We start from the raw sequence: 17788 nt of genomic DNA, 5'->3' as shown, positions 1-17788 counted from the left end.
ATCAAGATGTTAAATACTTTTTATATACTATAATGAAATTCATTATAGTATATAAAAAGTATTTAACATCTTGATTACAGAATAATTTTGTAATTAATCTGATTAGGTGAATTTAATGGAGAATAAAAATAGCGCCAGAATACCTGCTTTAATAATTGCAGTAATTGCATCATTCTTTACGCCATTTATGGGATCTGCAATAAACATAGCTCTTCCAGCTATAGGCAGTGAATTTTTAACCGATGCTATCCTGCTAAGCTGGATACCAACGTCATTCATACTTGCATCTGCAATATTTGCAGTTCCATTCGGGCGTATAGCTGACATTTACGGTATGAAAAAAGTTTTCACTTATGGAATGATAATTTTTACAATTGCCTCTTTTCTCTGTGCAGTTGCACCTTCCGATATTTCGCTCATAGCATTCAGGGTTATTCAGGGAATTGGATCAGCAATGATATTCGTTACAGGGCTTGCAATAGTAACTTCAGTTTATCCACCACAAGAGCGAGGTAAAGCAATAGGTTTCACCATTGGGGCTGTTTATGTTGGTCTTTCACTTGGCCCTGTACTTGGTGGACTTATGACACAATTTTTAGGATGGAGGAGTCTTTTTTATTTAATGGTACCTATAGGGCTCCTTGTAATTGGCTTAACGCTCTGGAAATTAAAAGGAGAATGGGCAGCATGCAAAGGAGAAAAATTAGATATTCCCGGTACCATATTATACAGTATAGCTCTATTCACCTTCATGTTCGGATTTTCAGAGCTTCCCGGAACCATAGGAATCTTAATGATAATAATTGGCCTGATAGGGCTCATATCATTTGTAATGTTTGAATTAAGAGTCAAGGTTCCTGTATTTAATATGAAACTCTTTAAAAACAGAACTTTTGGATTTTCAAGCTTAGCCGCCTTAATCAATTATATGGCGACATTTGCTGTATCCTTCTTTTTAAGTCTTTATTTACAATTCATAAAAGATCTTGATGCATCAGGTGCTGGTCTTATACTTGTCGCACAACCAGTCATTATGGCAGTTTTAGCGCCTGTGGCAGGAAGACTTTCAGATAGATACGATCCAAGAATAATTGCAACAATAGGAATGAGTCTTTCAACACTGGGATTAGCTCAATTCATCTTTTTAAATACCAATACCAATATAATATTTATTATAGCTGGTCTGGTTGTCCTTGGAGCAGGTTTTGGACTCTTTTCATCTCCAAATACCAATGCAATCATGGGATCTGTTGAAAGAAGATTTTTAGGAATTGCATCGGCAACTGTAAGCACAATGCGATTAATAGGGCAAACTCTAAGTATGGGAATTGCTGTACTCCTGTTTTCATTGATAATTGGAAGAGTTCAGATAATGCCTGAAAATTACCCTGCACTACTTTCAAGTATACAAATAGCATTTACAATATTTACAGTACTCTGTTTCATAGGAATTTTTGTATCCTTTGCTGGAAGAAAGCAAAAAGTGGAAAAAAATTAGGATTTTTATTATATACTGGCTATTTGAGATACTCCATTTTTCTTTTCTATTTTAAGAATATTAGTTGCAGCCTCTTCTAAACCCGGATCATGAGTAACTATTATCATTTGAGGTATAACTGAAAGCTTTTTAATTACATCAATCAGTTCATGTCTACGATAAGAGTCAAGATGAACGGTAGGTTCATCAAGTATCATTAACTCCAGATTACCTTTTACCAGAGTTTTAGCAATTCCAAGCCTTAAAGCAATTGCCACAGCGATAATTTCCCCGCCACTTATCATGTCCAGAGTATTTTCTCCAGAAGGCCCAAACAGAGTTACATCATAATCTTCATTGAGTTTTATATCAGAATATTCAAAATTAAATTTGTTAAAGAAATCAAGAGTATTATTCTCAATTAATGGTCTTGATATATTTCTAAGATCCTTTTGAAGCCCATCTTTACCGTATAACTTCCTTATTTCATTTAAAAGTTCTATAAATCTACTGATTTTTGCCAGTTCTTCTTTATCTTTCTTGAATGATTCAACTTCATTTTTAAGTTCGGAAATTCTTTCAAGAATCCCTTTTAACTCTCCTTTAAGACCTTCAAATTCTTTTTGTAGTTCTTCAAATTCTTTTTGACAATTATTAAGATCATTAATCGCTTGATGGTGCTTTTCACCTTCATAAACTACCTGATCCATCATTTCTTCTTTAGCTTCCATTTCCCTGGAAATATTTTCTATTTCTTTTTCAATATTGCTTAAATTCTTTAAGATCTCATCTTTAGCGCTAACTTCGCCACATAGTTTATCATAAGTTTCCTTAATGGTTCGTATTCTTTCAAGTTCGGTATTGACCTGAACCTTTTCAACATTAATTTTGGCGCATAAGTTACTGATTTCATTTTCTAAAGGTTCAATAGTACTTTTTAACTTATTAAATGAGTCCAGAAGTTCTTCTGGTTTTTCCATTGCTTTTAAAGAATTCAAAGCTCCAAGATATTTATTATAACCTTCCTTTAATTCATCTTTTAAAGCTTTTTTTTCTTCCAATTTTGAATCAATTTCCCTTAAATTAATAACAGATTTTTTTATTTCAATTAATTGTTCATTCATTTCCTTAATTTCATTTTTCTTCCTTTCAAGGTCATTTGATTCTTTTTTAAGAATATCTATACTGATTTTTTCAAGTTTCTGCTGCTTTCTATCTAAAAATTCACGTTCAGCATTCCATATACCTAAATTTTCTTTAGAAGAGTTAATATCAGCGTTATTTTTTTCAATCTGTCCTCTGTACTTATTCAATAACTCTTCTCTTCTACTCTCTTCAAGATCTGATTCACATACCGGGCAGATATCTTCAGCATTCTCCAGTTCCTCGATTGCTTTCATTATTTCCTTATTCTGACCCTTAAGATCAGAAATTTTTGACTTAAATCCTTCAATCTGTTCCTGATTTTGTTTAAAGTTTTCCTTGATCCCCTGCTTTTTTGTTTCAAGGCATTTTTCCAGCTGATCTATGGAGCTTATCTCTTCTTCAAGAATTTCTCCATATAATTTAAGCCTGTTAGAAATGGATTTTTGCAGTTCTTCAATTTCAGATTGAAGATTTTTAATATTATTATCAAAAGTAATCTTTAAAGCATCTGTTCCCTCAAATTCTTTTCTGGAACTGGCTAATTTATTAATTTCAAGTTCTAATTTAAGAAAATTATCGTAAGATTCCTGATTTTCAGATACAAACCTTTTAAATAATTCAATTTTTTTAAGAGATTTTTCTGTATGTTCTTTTTCATTCTTCAAAGCTTTTAGTTTGAAAATTTTATCCCTGATGTTTTCCAGTATTTTTATTTTACCTATTTCGGGTTTTATTTCTTCTATTTTTGCTTCTTTAATTTTTATTTCTTCAATTTGTCTGGATAATTCATCTCTGGTCTTGTTAAGTCTTATAAAAATGGATTGATAATGTTCAATTTCTTTTTTTAAGTTATTGAATTCAATTTCTTTTCTGTCAAAATATTCTTTAACTGTTTTTAATTTATTGAGTTTTTCTTCTGTTTTCTTTAGTTCAGAATCTTTTTTTGAAATTATTATGTTTAATTCATCCTTTTTATCTTGTTTACTTTTTAGATTTTCTTCTGTAGACTGGAGATTTGCAAGTTTCCCGTTAATATGGATTTCCCGGTCATTGTAATCCTTAATAATGAACTTCATGTTTTTCCATGAATTTTCGAGATCATCAACTCCTAAAAGTCTGCCCATCATTTCCTTTTTTTCTGAAGGATTTTTAGTGACCAAGTTTGCTATTTCACCCTGTTTAACATAAACAGCGTTTAAAAATAGATTTTTATCAAGATCTATTATCTTTTCTATTTCTGCACTTACTGCAGCGTCTCCTTTCTCTATAACTAAAAATCGACCATTATCTTTAACATACAGCATAGATTCTGGGCTTGAATTTCTTTTTCTTTTTCTAACAACTTTATATGTTCTGCCATTTACAATGAATTGTACAGTCACTTGCATTTGGTTTTTATCGTTATTTATGAGCTTATCCATTTTTTTACTTGCATATTCTTTAAATAAGGCAAAACTGATTGATTCAAGGATGCTGGATTTACCTGCCCCATTATCTCCCATGATTATGGAAATACCTGTTTCAAAATCAACTCTGGTATTCATGTGAGATTTAAAGTTTTCAAGCTCAACTGTTTTAATAATCACTGAAATTCCTCATAAAATTTTTTAGTTATTATTGCCGCGTCTTCATTATGGCCTGCTGATAATCTTTCAAATAAAGCCACTGCAAAATCAGAAATATCTTCGTCATATTCTTTTAGCATTTCAACCATTAAATCATGGACATTCAGCGTGCCTCTTTCAATGATTCCCTGTTCCGGAACTACTGAAGATTCATATTTGGGGCGGATCTGCAAAGTTATGTCCGTAAAGAGTTTATTTAAATTTTCATGAACTAACGATCGATTATATGATTTTCCTTCAATTACCAGTTCTACAATGGGCTTTTTATCCATTTTAAGAATCAAATCCTTTAATTGTTTGATTTCATTATCAAAATTGGAATATTTAATCCTCCTTTGAAGGATTTTACGGGATACCTTTATTTTAAATTCTTCAACTGCAGGAATATCTTCTTCCATATCAACCAGGTTGAATCCTTTGCCCCTTTTCCTGTAATTTCCAATTTCATCCATTCTCCAGATTTCAGGACATCCGGGATAGACTAATTTACCTTCCCCAAAATCTTCTAAAATTCTGGCATGGAGGTGGCCCAGAGCATAGTAGTTAAATGAAGTTGGAAGATCTCCTATTTTTAACTCAAATTCAAATGGTAAATATTTGTCAATGGACTGATGCAGTACGATAATTTTCTTTTTATACCTTTTTGACTCATTTTCAAGAGATTCTATACTTTTTAAAAGAGATTTGGAATGATATTTGGATCTGTAGGGTGATCCTCCAATAAAAATACCATCATGATCAAAATAAGGGTTTTTAGGTCCAATTAATTTTACACCGAATTTTTTATATAAAACCTGTGGAGGAAGAGCATTTTTTCTCATAACAATATCATGGTTACCTGCTATTGCATAAACTGGAATTTTTTCTTCCTTTAATTTTAAGAAATTCTCCTGTGCAGTTAGAAGAGCCTTTGTAGGTGGTCTGGAGCTTTCAAAAAGATCGCCAGAATGAATAACAAAGTCTGGTTTTTCCTCAATGATTTTATCAATTATAAGAGTATAATGATGGTAAAAGTCTATTTCTCTTTCAAAAAGACCGTATTGCCTGTAACCTAAATGTGTATCCGCTATATGAGCAAATCTCATCAGTACTCTTCCTCCAGTTCATCCAGTTCGTTTTCTTGCTCCTGTAAAATTTTATTTTCATCTTCTATGGCTTTGTTCCACTCAGCAACTATATCTAAATCTCCTCCAGATAATTTACCTGCAAATTCGTCTATTTTGACCAGAGTTGGAATTTTGCTCATCAATCCTAATACTATGGCTTCCCCAATATTTAATGAGGGTAACTGTTTTAAAAGATCATCACTCAGGCTTTCACTTGCAGTTTGAACATGCCGCTGGTCCTGTGGCTCTACTAACCTTAAAATGATCATGTTATTTGCCTGAGAAAGTGAATCAGGGTCTAATGATTTAGGACTCTGACTTACAAGGCATAAACCTACTCCAAATTTTCTTCCTTCTCTAGCAATTCTACTTATCCAATATTTTGAACGTGCGGATCTGCTTTTAGGAGCTAAAATATGTGCTTCTTCAAGTACAAAGAATACGGGGTGATTAAGAATATCTTTTTCTTCATTTCGAATATATTTTTTTCTTTTATCAAGTGCACTTCTTAATACATGACTCACAATGGTTTCTGCTGCAAATTCATCTACTGATCCTAAATCTATAACATTTGCATTTTCTAATTTAATTTTATCAAGAATATCAGGGGCTCTTAAGTCTAATATATTGCTGTATCTGTCTTTCATATATTCCATTTTATTCATTACAGCTGTAATTGAATTATTGTCTTTAAACTGAGGATCATCACTTTCTATCCATTTTTCAAGTATATTATTAATAATGGTGAAATAATCAAGGTTTGTTCCATTCTCAATTGCATTTTTGGCTTTTTTATGTGCTTTACTGAAATACCTTTCCTGAATATAAGCCTTTTCAGGAATATTGGCCAATTTTTTTATCTCAGAAAATGACAGATACAGAGGATTGATTCTGGCTTTAATTGGATTAACTCCCCCATATTCAAATTCTGCATTCACATATTCTGAATGCATATCAAATATTATAACGCAGCCATTGACTTTTAAAATACCATTAATGATTACTGCTACTGTATTGGATTTTCCAGCCCCTGTCATGGCTAAAATGGCTAGATGACGTGTGATCATTTTATTAATATCAACTTCAACCTCAACTTCTTCCTGACTGATCAAATTACCGAGCTTTAATCCGTTTCCTTCCATCTTAAATATCTTTTTAAGGGTATCAGGATCGGCGATTTTAATTGCAGTTCCAGGCATTGGAGGAGTTCTTGGAATTCTTAGTTTTTCTATATCTCCTAAAATACGGACGCTTCCTCTGATATAATGGTCATCTCCCTCTATTTCTTTAATTCGCTCCACAGTTTTCGGATCGTAGATATCATCGTTGATAGAAACACTGCCCCTAACTAAAGATTCAATCATTCCAAGCACTTTTTTACCATCATATTCCATTGATACATATTCCCCAATTCGGGGCATTTTCTTTGATATAAAACTTACCTCTACCGGAGAAGTCTCCCCAATACATCTTCCAATTATTCTGGTCATAGCATTTTCTCCCAGTTATTTAAAAACCTATTATAATGACTTAATGCTGCACTACTTCTCTTCCTGTACTAAATTCATTGCTTGAGAATCCCATTATCTTTAAAATATTATTCATCTCACGATTTCGAAGTACAACATCATTGTGTGCCTTTTTAAGTAAATATGGATATCCTTCAGCACATATACCCTTCAAAGACTCTAAAATTGGTATAATATCTTCTTCTGTTGCTTTATAAGGTATTTCAAACTTTAAAATATTTTTAAAATCATCGAATCTCGCATAAAATATTGTAAAAGTTAAATCTTTGAAAAATTTATCATAAATGGGAAAAGTTCTTTTTACCATTCTATCAGAAACATTAAGATGAAGAGGTGTTGAATATCCCTGTTTTTTACTGAATCTATCAAATATGGCCATATCGGGAATATTTGAGCTAAAAACATGATCTTTTTGATAATCGATTCGTGTGGATGTTTTCGATATCGCCACAATACTTTTACCCCTTTTCTCAGCTTCCTTTAATAGATATCTGGTTGCTAAAAGGTTTTCCAGGCTTTCGAGATAAATTATAGAATCAACTATGTTTTCCCCTAAAATTTCAATTGTATCAAATAATTTTGGAGATATAATCTGCAAATCAGAACCGTTTTCCAATGATTTTTCAATTTTCTTTAAATATTTCAACTTAATTTCATTTTTTACCCATTCTGGAAGGTTATTTTCCATAGGAGAAGGTCTTATTAATTTCCCAAGGAGTGAACCATCAAAAAGGGTAAGATCAACATCAAATTCTTTAAGCGCTTTTAAACTGCTTTTAATTTCATAAATACCCATATATGTTTCTAATCTATTTTTAACATATTTATAAGGGTTAATAATATCAATGTCACAGCATTCTACCTTCTGGAGACCTTTTCCGTTGTAAATCAAACACTCTGCATTAATAGCATAAATAACAAATCCCAGAAATTCTTTCCAGTTACGGCTTCCATCCCCACCAGAAATCGTGATATCAGTTTTTAGTTCTTTTATAGGTTGATTTATCCAATATTTCCCTGGATCAATCCCTATTTTTTCAAAATCAATTTCCAGTTTATTATTTAATTGATCCTTTTTTTCGAGTGCTTTTTCATATAGAGAATCAAGCAATTAGTTCACCATGATAAATAGAAATTCATATTCACCATATAATAATATTAAAACTTATATAAAACCTTATCTATGCTAATAACTGAATTTGGTAGTTTCAACTCAAATAATTTAAATTATTTAAAATAAAACTGTTAAAATAACCATCAAAACAATTTCAATATATTCCATTTTATCAAAATTTTGTTAATTTAATTATTCATTTCATTTTTATCAGTTAAAAATAAGTAAAAGTACTCCATATTTTTCATGCTTCGTTTAATTACATTGCAGGAAATTTCAATTATCCAGCAACTATTTGATTCTTTTAATTTTTACTAATTATATTGCTTGTATTTAGACTAATAGTAAAATTTTAGCGATATCTATTATTCATAATACTTTTTATAATTAAATTATGAATAAATAAACATATGATTGAAATTGCCGGAAATTTTAATCCTGTAATACTAACCATCATAGCCACATTGTTTACATGGTTAATGACAGCAATAGGAGCTTCAACAGTATTTATAACAAAACAAGTAGGTAGAAAACTTATCGACGGTTCTCTTGGTTTTGCTGCAGGTGTAATGATTGCTGCAAGCTTCTGGTCACTCCTTACACCAGCAATAGAAATGTCAGTTCAGTGGGGATATTTAACATGGATACCTGCAGCAACAGGTTTTCTATTAGGAAGCGTATTTTTAGGTGGAATTGATAAAATTATACCCCATCTCCACGGGGGATGTTCAATAGAAGAAGCTGAGGGAATTAAAACCGATTGGCATCGAAACAGGCTACTAATTCTTGCAGTTACTTTACACAATATTCCAGAAGGATTAGCAGTAGGAATTGCATTTGGAGCAGTTGCAGCTGGTTTTGAATCTACATCAATATTTGCAGCAATTTCATTGGCCATTGGAATTGGAATACAAAATTTACCAGAAGGTATGGCAGTTTCATTGCCCCTTAGAAGTGAAGGAATGTCTAAATTTAAAAGTTTTTGGTATGGACAATTATCAGGACTTGTAGAGGTTATTGCAGGGATTATTGGAGTTATAATTGTTTCGTTTTCATATTCAATTTTGCCTTATGCTTTAGGTTTTGCTGCCGGGGCCATGATATTTGTTGTTGTTGAGGACGTTATACCTGAATGTCAAAGTGGTAAAAATACGGATCTAGCCACATTAGCTATTATTGGCGGTTTTTTACTTATGATGATACTTGATGTTACATTTGGATAGAGTATTAATACTATTATATATAAATTTATTACATGTATTTACAATTTAATTAAACGGATGGTGGAAAAATGGCTAAAGTAACTCGTGAAATGGTTGAAAAAACAGGAATAAATGTAGATGAACTGGTAGAACTCTTAGTTAAGAATGCAGCAGCAGAACTTACAACATTCTATTATTACACAATCTTAAGAGTGAATTTAATTGGATTAGAAGGAGAAGGTGTTAAAGAAATTGCAGAATCTGCCCGTATTGAGGATAGAAACCATTTTGAAGCACTGGTTCCGCGTATTTACGAACTTGGTGGAAAATTACCCGGACATATGAACGATTTCCATGATATATCAGGATGCCCGCCAGCATCTTTACCAGTAGACGCATCCAACACTACTGAACTCTTAAAAGTACTGGTGGAAGCAGAAAGATGCGCTGTAAGACAATATACTAATATTTGTAATATGACTGCAGGTAAAGACCATAGAACTTATGATCTAGCTCTCTCTATTCTGCATGAGGAAATCCAGCATGAATCCTGGTTTTCTGAATTTTTAGGCGAAGGGCCTTCAGGACATTTCCAGCGAAGGGGAGAAACATCTCCATTTGTATCTAAATTCCTTGAATAAAAAAATTACTTTTTTTATTTTTTAAAGTAATAGGAACTAATTTACAGCTTTGATTAGAATCTACCCTACAAAAAGGGGGTGTATTATATAAAAAAAAGGAAGATTGCCTGGGGAATTACAGGTGCTGGTGATAAAATAGAAAAAACAATAGAAGCCATGAAAAAAATAAATGAAAAATATAAAGACAGGGTAATTATTGATATCTATATCTCTAAAGCAGGAGACCAGGTTATTAAATACTATGGAATATTTAGTGAACTTGAAAACAATTTTGAAAACATTTGGGTTGAAATTAATGCTAATGCACCATTTTTAGCAGGGCAGATGCAGATGGGTAAGTATGATTTCATGTTAATTGCACCAGCTACATCCAATACAGTTGCAAAGATATCCATGAGAATGGGTGACACCTTAATTTCTAATGCTGCAATTATGGGCCAAAAGGTAGATGTTCCAATTTATATATTACCTTCTGATTACGAAGAAGGTGTTACTATAACCAAACTTCCTGATGGAAAAGATTTAAAAATTTCAATACGTGAAGAAGATGTGGAACATGTCAAAAAACTCGCTAAAATGCATGAAACGTTCATGATAAAGGAACCAGAAGATTTAGTAAAAATATTCGAAGAAAAATTCGGAAAATAAACTCCTTATTAAATCATTTCATTTCTTTAATATTAAAAATTTCCTAAATGCTGCTGAAAGGAAGTAAATTTAATATAATTAATTTAAAAATTAATTGATTCTAAAGACATTCAAAAAAAAATAGTTTAAATCCATTTAAAAAGAATTAAACTATACCTTCTCTTGTATCCACTTCTTAATCTCATCTACTGATGGAAGCCTGCCCATAGATTTTATTTCCCCATCAACAGCCAAACCAGGCATTGAAATTAAACCTGCTTCCAATATTTTATCCATATCCTGTATTTTAACAACTTCAACATCCATATTTAACTCTTTAACTGCTTTTTTAACACTTTTTTCAAGTGCTTTGCAATTAGCACAACCTGTTCCATATACTTCTACTTTCATTATTGTCACCTTTTTTCAGTTTTTTATTGTATCATAAATTTAACCTATTATGAAATTGAATAAATATCCAATAAATGTGATAGAAACCGCCAGTATCCCGATGAATATTGCCAAAAGCTTTGGTTTTAACACTTTTCTAAGGATTATCATTTCAGGCAAGGACAAAGCAGTTACAGCCATCATAAATGCTAGTGCAGTACCGACAGCCATACCTTTGTCGATAAATACTGCAACCAAAGGTATAATTCCTGCAGCATTTGAATATAAAGGCACTCCAATAAGAACAGCAGCAGGAACTGCCAAAGGATTACCAGGGCCAGTATATTGTATTAATAATTCAGCTGGAACATATCCATGTATTATTGCACCTATACCTATTGCTATAACTACATAAGGAGTAACTCTTCTTAAAATGTCAAGCATGTCTTCCCATCCATTTCTTAAACGCTCTTTCATAGTCATTTCAACTATTACATTTGCAGAACCACCTGCAGCCTCCATTTTTTCAACCATTTCGTAAACATAGCTTTCAACTTCGCCCTCAAGTTTTAGTCTTCCAATGATTATACCTGCAACTATGGCTATTATAAGCCCTGAAATAATGTACAATGCAGTTATTTGCCAGCCGACCAACCCTAAAAGTAAGATGATTGCTATTTCATTTACCATCGGAGATGATATTAAAAAGGAAAATGTAACTCCCAAAGGGATTCCGGCTTCTACAAAACCTATAAACAAAGGTACTGCAGAACAAGAACAAAAAGGAGTTATAATACCTAAAAGAGCGGCCAGAACATTGCCTATATACTCATTTCTACCACTAACAACCTGCCTCACCTTAACTGGCGAAATATAGGTTCTAACAAATGATATTATAAATATCAGGACAGCTAGAAGGATTAAAATCTTTATTGTATCATATATAAAGAAATTAACCGCGCTACCTATAGCTGAATTTGGGTCTAAGCTCCAAAGAGTGTATGTAAGGTAGTTTACCATTTCTTGTAAAATATCGGCCATAATTTAGCCCTCCATTAAACATAATATTTGATAATTTTTAAGTAATAATATATCTTTCATACCCTATCCATTCCAGCCAAGAGTTTTCATTAACTGATCACCAAGTAAATCCCTTAAACTATCCACGCAACCCTTATTTTTGGCTTCAGATAATGGAGTACACTGTTCAAGAGTCGATTCTCCTGAAAGTAACTTCATTGCAAAAGCTAAACAAGTTGCTTCCCCACATTCTTCGCAATTTGTCTTTGGTAAACAATTATAAATTGCAAGAGGCCCAATTTTTGATAATTTTTGAGACATATCTTCACCTATCGGACCGCCACTTTGAGATTCCAAGTAAGATTCATTGATTTTCTCCATAATTCTACTTATTATCTTGATTGCTTCTTCTTGATCTCTTGTATTGTTCATGGTGATTTTACCATCTGGATAAAATGTGATTATCCTTTCAAAATCTGAAATTGTAAGGATATTTTTACGTGGAATTAAACTAATTTTTCCTGGAGAATACTTAGAAGCTAAGATTGATATAACATCTCCATCTAGCTTTGAATCAAGCTGCATTGTAAGCCTAATTCTACCTTTAGTTGCAATACACGGCAAAATCTTTTTAATTGAAACACTATTTACAAGTGCACCATCTTCAAAAACATCATACTTAATTTCATCCATTTTCATAAAAAACTCCTCCTAAACCCTAACCAATTTACTTTTAGACTGCATTACATCATAAAGTGATTTATCTTCTATAAGTTCAGTTATTTCAATTAAATCATAATCATCTAAACCACGCTGAATTAAAGAATCGGCATGAACAAATATTTTGCCTTCTGGAAACACAGAATACATCAATTCTCCGATACTGGGATAATTTATAGACTCTTCTGAATTTTGGCAATTCAAAGCAGCGTAAACTCCATCATCCATTAAAAGAACATCAACATTGAAACCTCTATCTAAAAATGCTATTGCAATATATAAGCCACCTAAAGCATTTTCACGCCCATATGGTGCTTTGTCTATAATTACCAATACAGATTTCATGTTAGCCGCCTAAAGTAATAATTTTATCTGTATTTTCCATCCATTCTGCTAAATCATAAACACTGGTTATTTTAACGCCTTCTATATATTGAGATTCATTTATATGGCCTCGTGCAGCAGCGCATCTTATGCATACCTTTATCTCACAGCCTTTTTGTATTAAATCTTCATATAACTGTGAACTGATGGGAAGTGCACGTGGATCTTGATTTTTTACAGGTATGTGCGCTCCATCCATGTATAAAAATATTTTAACGTTATAATCATTTTCTAAGGCGCTTTTTGCAAGATTATAGCCAATATCTGCATATTCTGAAACATAAGGACCATCTAATAATACAAGAATTAATGTATCATTGTATTTTTCGGCATTTTCTGATAACATGGTTTTAGTTTACCCTTTTTCACAGCTAAAGCATAATTCAGTATTTCGATCTGTTTTAAAGACTTTACCACATTTTTTACATATTACTATTTTTAATGATGATTCTTTCCTTTCAATAATTCCCATTTGACACGCGCATCCTTTACCACTTGTCATGCTTTTAATTTTTGCTTCAAATCCTTTTTCGTCACTATTCATGTTAATTCACCTTTAAATTGTATTTTGATTACCTTAAAAACTTAAAATTTGATCAAAACTTTCCATTATGTCTATTACCATTTGATCATAATGAGAGAATGGTATAATCCCCTTTATTAGATGTTCAATTGCTATTCCCCTTGCTTTAAGGTCATCGCTATTTGCATAAATTTTAGAGTTAGTAATAATATTTTTTATCGTATCAATGGCTATATTGTCATTTCTAGCGCAGTAAACACCATTTCCTACTAGATAAATAGAAGCTGTTTTTATCTTGGTATAGTTCAGCAAATTTTAAAAATGAACTAAAACCTTTTTCTGACGGTGTTTTTGTTAAAATAAATCCTAAGTGCATATTATCCTCTAAAACTAATTATTTCACAGTATCTTTAATTTCTTGCGTTTTTTAGCATTTTGAACAGAATAAACGTTTTTATCTGTTGTGAATACCTCATCACAAACTTCACTATGGCTTATTTCACCACTTCTTTTTGTATCTATTATATTAAAGATACTGCATTTGCATCGTTTCTTCCTATCCTCTTTTACTGCTTTTTCAAATTCTTTTTCATGTTCTGGTGTAATTGGCATCTCTATGCACAACCTTTGTGGTTCATCATCAAATATTTTGCTATATTTCAAAATTTAACATTAAATTCTCTACTGACAGATATTTCTAGCTTTTTCCTGGCATTCGGGACAGATATAAATATCTCCATCTGTTTTGAACACTTTATCACAGATTTCGCATATGGCTTCTTTAAATGGGGATTCTTTTCCAACAACCTTGCTTTGGCATGAACTAGCACCCCTACTATGCGTACTTTTCATCTTTGGAACACCAAGTTTCCCTTTAACCATTTATTCACCAATTTTGAATATTTTAAGGATTTTTAATGAACTAATAAAAAAGGGGCTTTCATGTGCTTTACTGTCTTTTCAGCTACTTATTTATTTTTAGCGGGAGGGAGAAAAGCCCATTTACATTTTATAGAATTTTAAGAATTATAACATGCTTTCCATCATTTTACACATTTCTTTCATTTTTTCGTTATCAGGCATCTTTCGCATCATTTTAGATTTATCCATGTTTTCCATCATATTTTGACACATTTTCATCATTTGAGGCTTATCCATATTTTTCATCATTTCCTGACACATTTCTTTCATCTTTGAATCCATTTTATCACCTTTTAAAGTTTATAAGTTAAAACACGGAAATTTGACTCACAAATTTAATGTGTTATTTTGGGCAACAACTATCATCGGGTTCTCCTGGAATTTCACACCCACAAGATGGTTCTGTCTTATCAACTAACTGTGTAGCTGCAAGAAGCCCTGCTTTAATTATTAATTCTGCAGGGATTGTTTCATAGACTTCTCCCTCTACTTCAATTGTCCTACAATCGTCATTACAGACATCACAACACTCACTCTGTCCAACTTCTCCCCTAATCCAATCCTCTAATGGCCGATCATTAAGCAAAATTTGATTAGATTTTAAAGGGTCTCTTTTGAACTCCTCTTCAGAAAGCGCCTTCTTTTTTAGAATGACTTCTATTCCCAGCGGAGTGAGGGATTGTTTGAGGGTTAAAACCGCCTTTTCAAGTTCTCCTTCAGTTGATCCACACCTTGGACATGTTTGTTCATCAGATATAAGCCTTTGCCACTTAATTTTTAATGTTTTCATACCGGTCATCTCATTACTTTCCATTTTATTTTCCTCCCTCGTATCAGGTTTTTTTTAGAATTTTGACCTTTTAAAAACTTATTTTAAAATTATTTAATACTTATAAATTACATTGTATTAATAAGCTTAGATTTTCCAACATGTCCATCAAAGCACAATATTATCAAATTTATTGATATATGATTATCCGCAGCAGCCCCCCCCACCACCTAATCTAAATCCTAATCTACCTAAAAATGGCGTATATCCTTTATCCACAAGTTCTAACTGACTTATTAATGCATAAATTCCTACTTTTCTAGAAGAAAGTAATTCTATGAATTTTATAGAATTAGTATCCTTTAATATATTAGACATGTCCTTTGTATCCATAGCAAACATTAAATCAGCTACAGGGCGTTCTAATTCTTCTGGAGCTTTTATGTTTACTTTTAAATTGTTATCTTCTTTTTCTAATAGAATTATTTGTTCTTCATTTTCTGTCATTGCCATTGCGACAGTAGCACCATTAACTAATCCGGTAAACAAAGAAGCATTTTCTTCAGCCCAGTTATTCCATAATTCAATATCGAAATTTTTTCTTTGCTTTTCCCTTAATTTGGCATTTAATTTATCAAATTTATTTTTAACGTGCTCATATCCCTTTTCATCGAATGGACAGGCTTCTATACAGTAGGTACAGCCTTGACTACATCCAATACAAAGTTTTTGTATAAATTTAACTTCTGTGCCTCCACAGCAAGTCTCTTCTTCTACTAATGCTTTTTCAGGGCAGGCTTTAATACATTTACCGCATCTTTCACAGTATTCAGGTATCCATGCATGCTCATTTCCATCTTTTATTGGTAAATTCGCTATACTGACAAATATTGCTGAAATTTTCTGTCCCGGACCAGATTGAGGAGTAATTAAAAGACCATTTTTTCCTATAAACCCTATGCCTGCTTTTTGACCAAGTTGAGAGAAATTCACAAGCCCACCGTAAGGATGGGCAACCTCTGTACCATATCCATGTTCTCTAAGATAATCAGAAAGTTTATAGGTTAAAGTACCTAATTTTGCGTAATGTGCATCATTCAACTCTTGTGTTTTGTCGCTTGGAGCTGTTCCAATGAGTTCTTTACTCATTTCCATAGTTAATACAATGGCATTCGGATACTGGATAAATTTATCTTGAATCAATAGTTCTGGAGTAAGCTGGGTGTATCCCATAGCTTTTATACCTATTGAATGAGCATAATTTTCAAATTCTTTAATAAATTTTTCATCTGTTATAAATTCTGGCTTAACGGGGTTATCTATTGTTGATTCATCTGGATGTTCGGCTCCGCAACCACAACCACATCCATCAGCTTCTTCTGCATCTGTATCATCATATCCACAACAAGGTTCATTTTCTTCTGGATTAGCAGGTGGCTCTTCACATCCGCACCCTTCTTGAATATCTGGATTATCTTTAACTGGTTCTTCTCTGTATTCTGCTTCTCCACAGCACCCTTTTTTATTGTTTTCCATAGTTTCCGTCTCCTATGATTTATTTATCAAAATTGTTAAAAAATTAATTATTTTAATCTATCAAATACTGTTTCCAGTTTTAATTGATAGGCAGTTCTAATGTCTTCTTCATCATTTTCTAAAGGTTTAACCGGTATTAAGTCCATTACTTCTTCTGGTGTTAATTCTGAATGGAAGAAGGTTTTTGTTGCACCGTTAAGCATGTTGAACATACCTTCCTGAATTTCTTTTTCTGTTAGACCAAATGATTTTCCAAGTTTTTGTAATTCATCTAACTGGAACCAGAAATAAGTTGGACCAATAGCGGTGATAAGGGCGTAAGCTTCAAGTTTACTTTCATCAACTTCAGGACAATCTCCTAAAACCTTAAACATATCTAAAAGTTCTTCTTTATGGGTTTCATCCATTTTTGATGAAAATAGAACAGGATTATATCCTTCATTTACAATTGATGGAGCATTAGGTATCATTCTAACAATATTTTGCGAGTTACCGAGTATTTCTGATATTTTAGCCATTTTAATCTTTGGAGCAAGTGAAATGACTGTTGCATTTGATTTTAAATTTGATTTAATTTCATTGAGTACATCGCCCATAACTGGCGGATGTAGCGATATAAATACTATATCTTGTGATGCAGCGATTTTATTATCATCAACTGTCCTAATTTCTGGAAATTCATTTTTAAGAGCATTCAAAGTCTCAGTGTTTTTATCACTGACAATTACATTATCAAGAGATATTCCTGCTTTTTTAAAACCTGTTAAAAATATTTTAGTTATTCTTCCTCCACCAATAAATCCAAACTTCCTTTCCATATTTGATCCCTCCTTTTTACAATTTAGCCTCTTAATTTTATTTTCTAGTAAATTCATCTCATAATATTTAATTTGAACAATCTCTTACTCCTATATCTTTTCCCTCTAAAAGTGAGAGCGCTCCTTTTGAGCGTGAACGAGGTATTGCTTTTTTACCAAGATATTCCAGATGTTCTATAATTTTAGGAAGTAATGATGCTGGAAGTCCCAGTATGGCTTCATTTTCACCTAAATCTGTGG

20 protein-coding genes are annotated in these 17788 nt (G+C 32.3%); 4 read left to right on the top strand and 16 right to left on the bottom strand.

Annotated elements, in window-relative coordinates; translation table 11 throughout:
- The first annotated feature begins 115 nt into the window (after positions 1 to 115).
- Positions 116 to 1498 (top strand): MFS transporter, encoded by a 1383-nt coding sequence (locus QMD61_10445; protein ID MDI6725051.1) that lies wholly within the window; start codon positions 116 to 118, stop codon positions 1496 to 1498.
- A gap of 8 nt (positions 1499 to 1506) precedes the next feature.
- Here QMD61_10445 and QMD61_10440 read toward each other — a convergent pair whose 3' ends face one another.
- Genes QMD61_10440 through QMD61_10425 form a run of 4 tightly spaced genes read right to left on the bottom strand, consistent with a single transcriptional unit; the run spans position 1507 to position 7994 of the window.
- Entirely contained in the window at positions 1507 to 4209 is a 2703-nt protein-coding gene (locus tag QMD61_10440) for an AAA family ATPase (GenBank protein MDI6725050.1), read from the bottom strand.
- Complete coding sequence (locus tag QMD61_10435; protein ID MDI6725049.1) at positions 4206 to 5333, bottom strand: DNA repair exonuclease; 1128 nt, start codon at positions 5331 to 5333, stop codon at positions 4206 to 4208. The genes QMD61_10440 and QMD61_10435 overlap by 4 nt, the downstream gene beginning before the upstream one ends.
- Positions 5333 to 6844, bottom strand: a complete 1512-nt coding sequence (locus QMD61_10430; GenBank protein MDI6725048.1) for an ATP-binding protein — start codon at positions 6842 to 6844, stop codon at positions 5333 to 5335. Before QMD61_10430 ends, QMD61_10435 begins: the two co-directional genes overlap by 1 nt.
- A 40-nt stretch (positions 6845 to 6884) precedes the next feature.
- On the bottom strand, positions 6885 to 7994 hold the full coding sequence (locus QMD61_10425) for a DNA double-strand break repair nuclease NurA (GenBank protein MDI6725047.1): 1110 nt from the start codon (positions 7992 to 7994) through the stop codon (positions 6885 to 6887).
- 413 nt (positions 7995 to 8407) lie between these two features.
- On the opposite strand from QMD61_10425, the gene QMD61_10420 reads away from it, so the two are divergent.
- The 3 genes from QMD61_10420 (at position 8408) to afpA (ending at position 10488) form a co-directional block, all read left to right on the top strand.
- On the top strand, positions 8408 to 9220 hold the full coding sequence (locus tag QMD61_10420) for a ZIP family metal transporter (protein MDI6725046.1): 813 nt from the start codon (positions 8408 to 8410) through the stop codon (positions 9218 to 9220).
- 68 nt (positions 9221 to 9288) lie between these two features.
- Positions 9289 to 9840, top strand: a complete 552-nt coding sequence (gene dps / locus QMD61_10415) for a DNA protection during starvation protein (GenBank protein MDI6725045.1) — start codon at positions 9289 to 9291, stop codon at positions 9838 to 9840.
- Between the two features lie 87 nt (positions 9841 to 9927).
- Positions 9928 to 10488, top strand: coding sequence for an archaeoflavoprotein AfpA (gene afpA, locus QMD61_10410; GenBank protein MDI6725044.1), 561 nt, complete (start codon positions 9928 to 9930; stop codon positions 10486 to 10488).
- A 150-nt stretch (positions 10489 to 10638) separates the two neighbouring features.
- On the opposite strand, the gene QMD61_10405 is transcribed toward afpA, so the two are convergent.
- The 12 genes from QMD61_10405 to QMD61_10350 form a co-directional block, all read right to left on the bottom strand.
- Positions 10639 to 10878 (bottom strand): thioredoxin family protein, encoded by a 240-nt coding sequence (locus QMD61_10405; protein ID MDI6725043.1) that lies wholly within the window; start codon positions 10876 to 10878, stop codon positions 10639 to 10641.
- A gap of 39 nt (positions 10879 to 10917) precedes the next feature.
- Positions 10918 to 11898 (bottom strand): permease, encoded by a 981-nt coding sequence (locus QMD61_10400; GenBank protein MDI6725042.1) that lies wholly within the window; start codon positions 11896 to 11898, stop codon positions 10918 to 10920.
- Between the two features lie 63 nt (positions 11899 to 11961).
- A complete protein-coding gene (locus QMD61_10395) occupies positions 11962 to 12576 on the bottom strand; it encodes a (Fe-S)-binding protein (GenBank protein ID MDI6725041.1) in 615 nt (204 codons plus the stop codon).
- Between the two features lie 12 nt (positions 12577 to 12588).
- Positions 12589 to 12942, bottom strand: coding sequence for a DsrE family protein (locus tag QMD61_10390; protein ID MDI6725040.1), 354 nt, complete (start codon positions 12940 to 12942; stop codon positions 12589 to 12591).
- A 1-nt stretch (position 12943) separates the two neighbouring features.
- The gene (locus QMD61_10385) at positions 12944 to 13327 is read right to left on the bottom strand and encodes a DsrE family protein (GenBank protein ID MDI6725039.1); all 384 of its coding nucleotides are present in this window, start codon (positions 13325 to 13327) and stop codon (positions 12944 to 12946) included.
- A 9-nt stretch (positions 13328 to 13336) separates the two neighbouring features.
- A complete protein-coding gene (locus tag QMD61_10380; GenBank protein ID MDI6725038.1) occupies positions 13337 to 13525 on the bottom strand; it encodes a hypothetical protein in 189 nt (62 codons plus the stop codon).
- Positions 13526 to 13903: 378 nt separating this feature from the next.
- Positions 13904 to 14116, bottom strand: coding sequence for a hypothetical protein (locus QMD61_10375; protein ID MDI6725037.1), 213 nt, complete (start codon positions 14114 to 14116; stop codon positions 13904 to 13906).
- Positions 14117 to 14185: 69 nt separating this feature from the next.
- Positions 14186 to 14386 (bottom strand): hypothetical protein, encoded by a 201-nt coding sequence (locus QMD61_10370; protein MDI6725036.1) that lies wholly within the window; start codon positions 14384 to 14386, stop codon positions 14186 to 14188.
- A 144-nt stretch (positions 14387 to 14530) separates the two neighbouring features.
- Positions 14531 to 14707, bottom strand: a complete 177-nt coding sequence (locus tag QMD61_10365) for a hypothetical protein (protein MDI6725035.1) — start codon at positions 14705 to 14707, stop codon at positions 14531 to 14533.
- A 61-nt stretch (positions 14708 to 14768) separates the two neighbouring features.
- The gene (locus tag QMD61_10360; GenBank protein ID MDI6725034.1) at positions 14769 to 15239 is read right to left on the bottom strand and encodes a DUF2703 domain-containing protein; all 471 of its coding nucleotides are present in this window, start codon (positions 15237 to 15239) and stop codon (positions 14769 to 14771) included.
- Positions 15240 to 15398: 159 nt separating this feature from the next.
- Complete coding sequence (locus QMD61_10355) at positions 15399 to 16730, bottom strand: 4Fe-4S binding protein (protein MDI6725033.1); 1332 nt, start codon at positions 16728 to 16730, stop codon at positions 15399 to 15401.
- 47 nt (positions 16731 to 16777) lie between these two features.
- Positions 16778 to 17548 carry an NAD(P)-binding domain-containing protein gene (locus QMD61_10350; protein MDI6725032.1) on the bottom strand — a complete coding sequence of 257 codons (771 nt, stop codon included), beginning with the start codon at positions 17546 to 17548 and terminating at the stop codon, positions 16778 to 16780.
- Positions 17549 to 17788: the final 240 nt, after the last annotated feature.

The organism is Methanobacterium sp. (assembly GCA_030017655.1).
Taxonomy (GTDB): Archaea; Methanobacteriota; Methanobacteria; order Methanobacteriales; family Methanobacteriaceae; genus Methanobacterium_D.
The sequence above is the reverse complement of the archived record's forward strand: the minus strand, read 5'-3'. Positions and strand labels throughout refer to the sequence as shown.

What these genes read in the sequence shown, in the direction of transcription:
- QMD61_10405 (MDI6725043.1), bottom strand. Translation starts at nt 10,878, where the DNA reads ATGAAAGTAGAAGTATATGGAACAGGTTGTGCTAATTGCAAAGCACTT.
- QMD61_10445 (MDI6725051.1), top strand. Translation starts at nt 116, where the DNA reads ATGGAGAATAAAAATAGCGCCAGAATACCTGCTTTAATAATTGCAGTA.
- QMD61_10370 (MDI6725036.1), bottom strand. Translation starts at nt 14,386, where the DNA reads ATGGTTAAAGGGAAACTTGGTGTTCCAAAGATGAAAAGTACGCATAGT.
- QMD61_10375 (MDI6725037.1), bottom strand. Translation starts at nt 14,116, where the DNA reads ATGCCAATTACACCAGAACATGAAAAAGAATTTGAAAAAGCAGTAAAA.
- QMD61_10400 (MDI6725042.1), bottom strand. Translation starts at nt 11,898, where the DNA reads ATGGCCGATATTTTACAAGAAATGGTAAACTACCTTACATACACTCTT.
- QMD61_10420 (MDI6725046.1), top strand. Translation starts at nt 8,408, where the DNA reads ATGATTGAAATTGCCGGAAATTTTAATCCTGTAATACTAACCATCATA.
- QMD61_10365 (MDI6725035.1), bottom strand. Translation starts at nt 14,707, where the DNA reads ATGGATTCAAAGATGAAAGAAATGTGTCAGGAAATGATGAAAAATATG.
- QMD61_10380 (MDI6725038.1), bottom strand. Translation starts at nt 13,525, where the DNA reads ATGAATAGTGACGAAAAAGGATTTGAAGCAAAAATTAAAAGCATGACA.
- QMD61_10350 (MDI6725032.1), bottom strand. Translation starts at nt 17,548, where the DNA reads ATGGAAAGGAAGTTTGGATTTATTGGTGGAGGAAGAATAACTAAAATA.
- QMD61_10360 (MDI6725034.1), bottom strand. Translation starts at nt 15,239, where the DNA reads ATGGAAAGTAATGAGATGACCGGTATGAAAACATTAAAAATTAAGTGG.
- QMD61_10385 (MDI6725039.1), bottom strand. Translation starts at nt 13,327, where the DNA reads ATGTTATCAGAAAATGCCGAAAAATACAATGATACATTAATTCTTGTA.
- QMD61_10395 (MDI6725041.1), bottom strand. Translation starts at nt 12,576, where the DNA reads ATGAAAATGGATGAAATTAAGTATGATGTTTTTGAAGATGGTGCACTT.
- QMD61_10355 (MDI6725033.1), bottom strand. Translation starts at nt 16,730, where the DNA reads ATGGAAAACAATAAAAAAGGGTGCTGTGGAGAAGCAGAATACAGAGAA.
- QMD61_10390 (MDI6725040.1), bottom strand. Translation starts at nt 12,942, where the DNA reads ATGAAATCTGTATTGGTAATTATAGACAAAGCACCATATGGGCGTGAA.
- QMD61_10435 (MDI6725049.1), bottom strand. Translation starts at nt 5,333, where the DNA reads ATGAGATTTGCTCATATAGCGGATACACATTTAGGTTACAGGCAATAC.
- QMD61_10430 (MDI6725048.1), bottom strand. Translation starts at nt 6,844, where the DNA reads ATGACCAGAATAATTGGAAGATGTATTGGGGAGACTTCTCCGGTAGAG.
- dps (MDI6725045.1), top strand. Translation starts at nt 9,289, where the DNA reads ATGGCTAAAGTAACTCGTGAAATGGTTGAAAAAACAGGAATAAATGTA.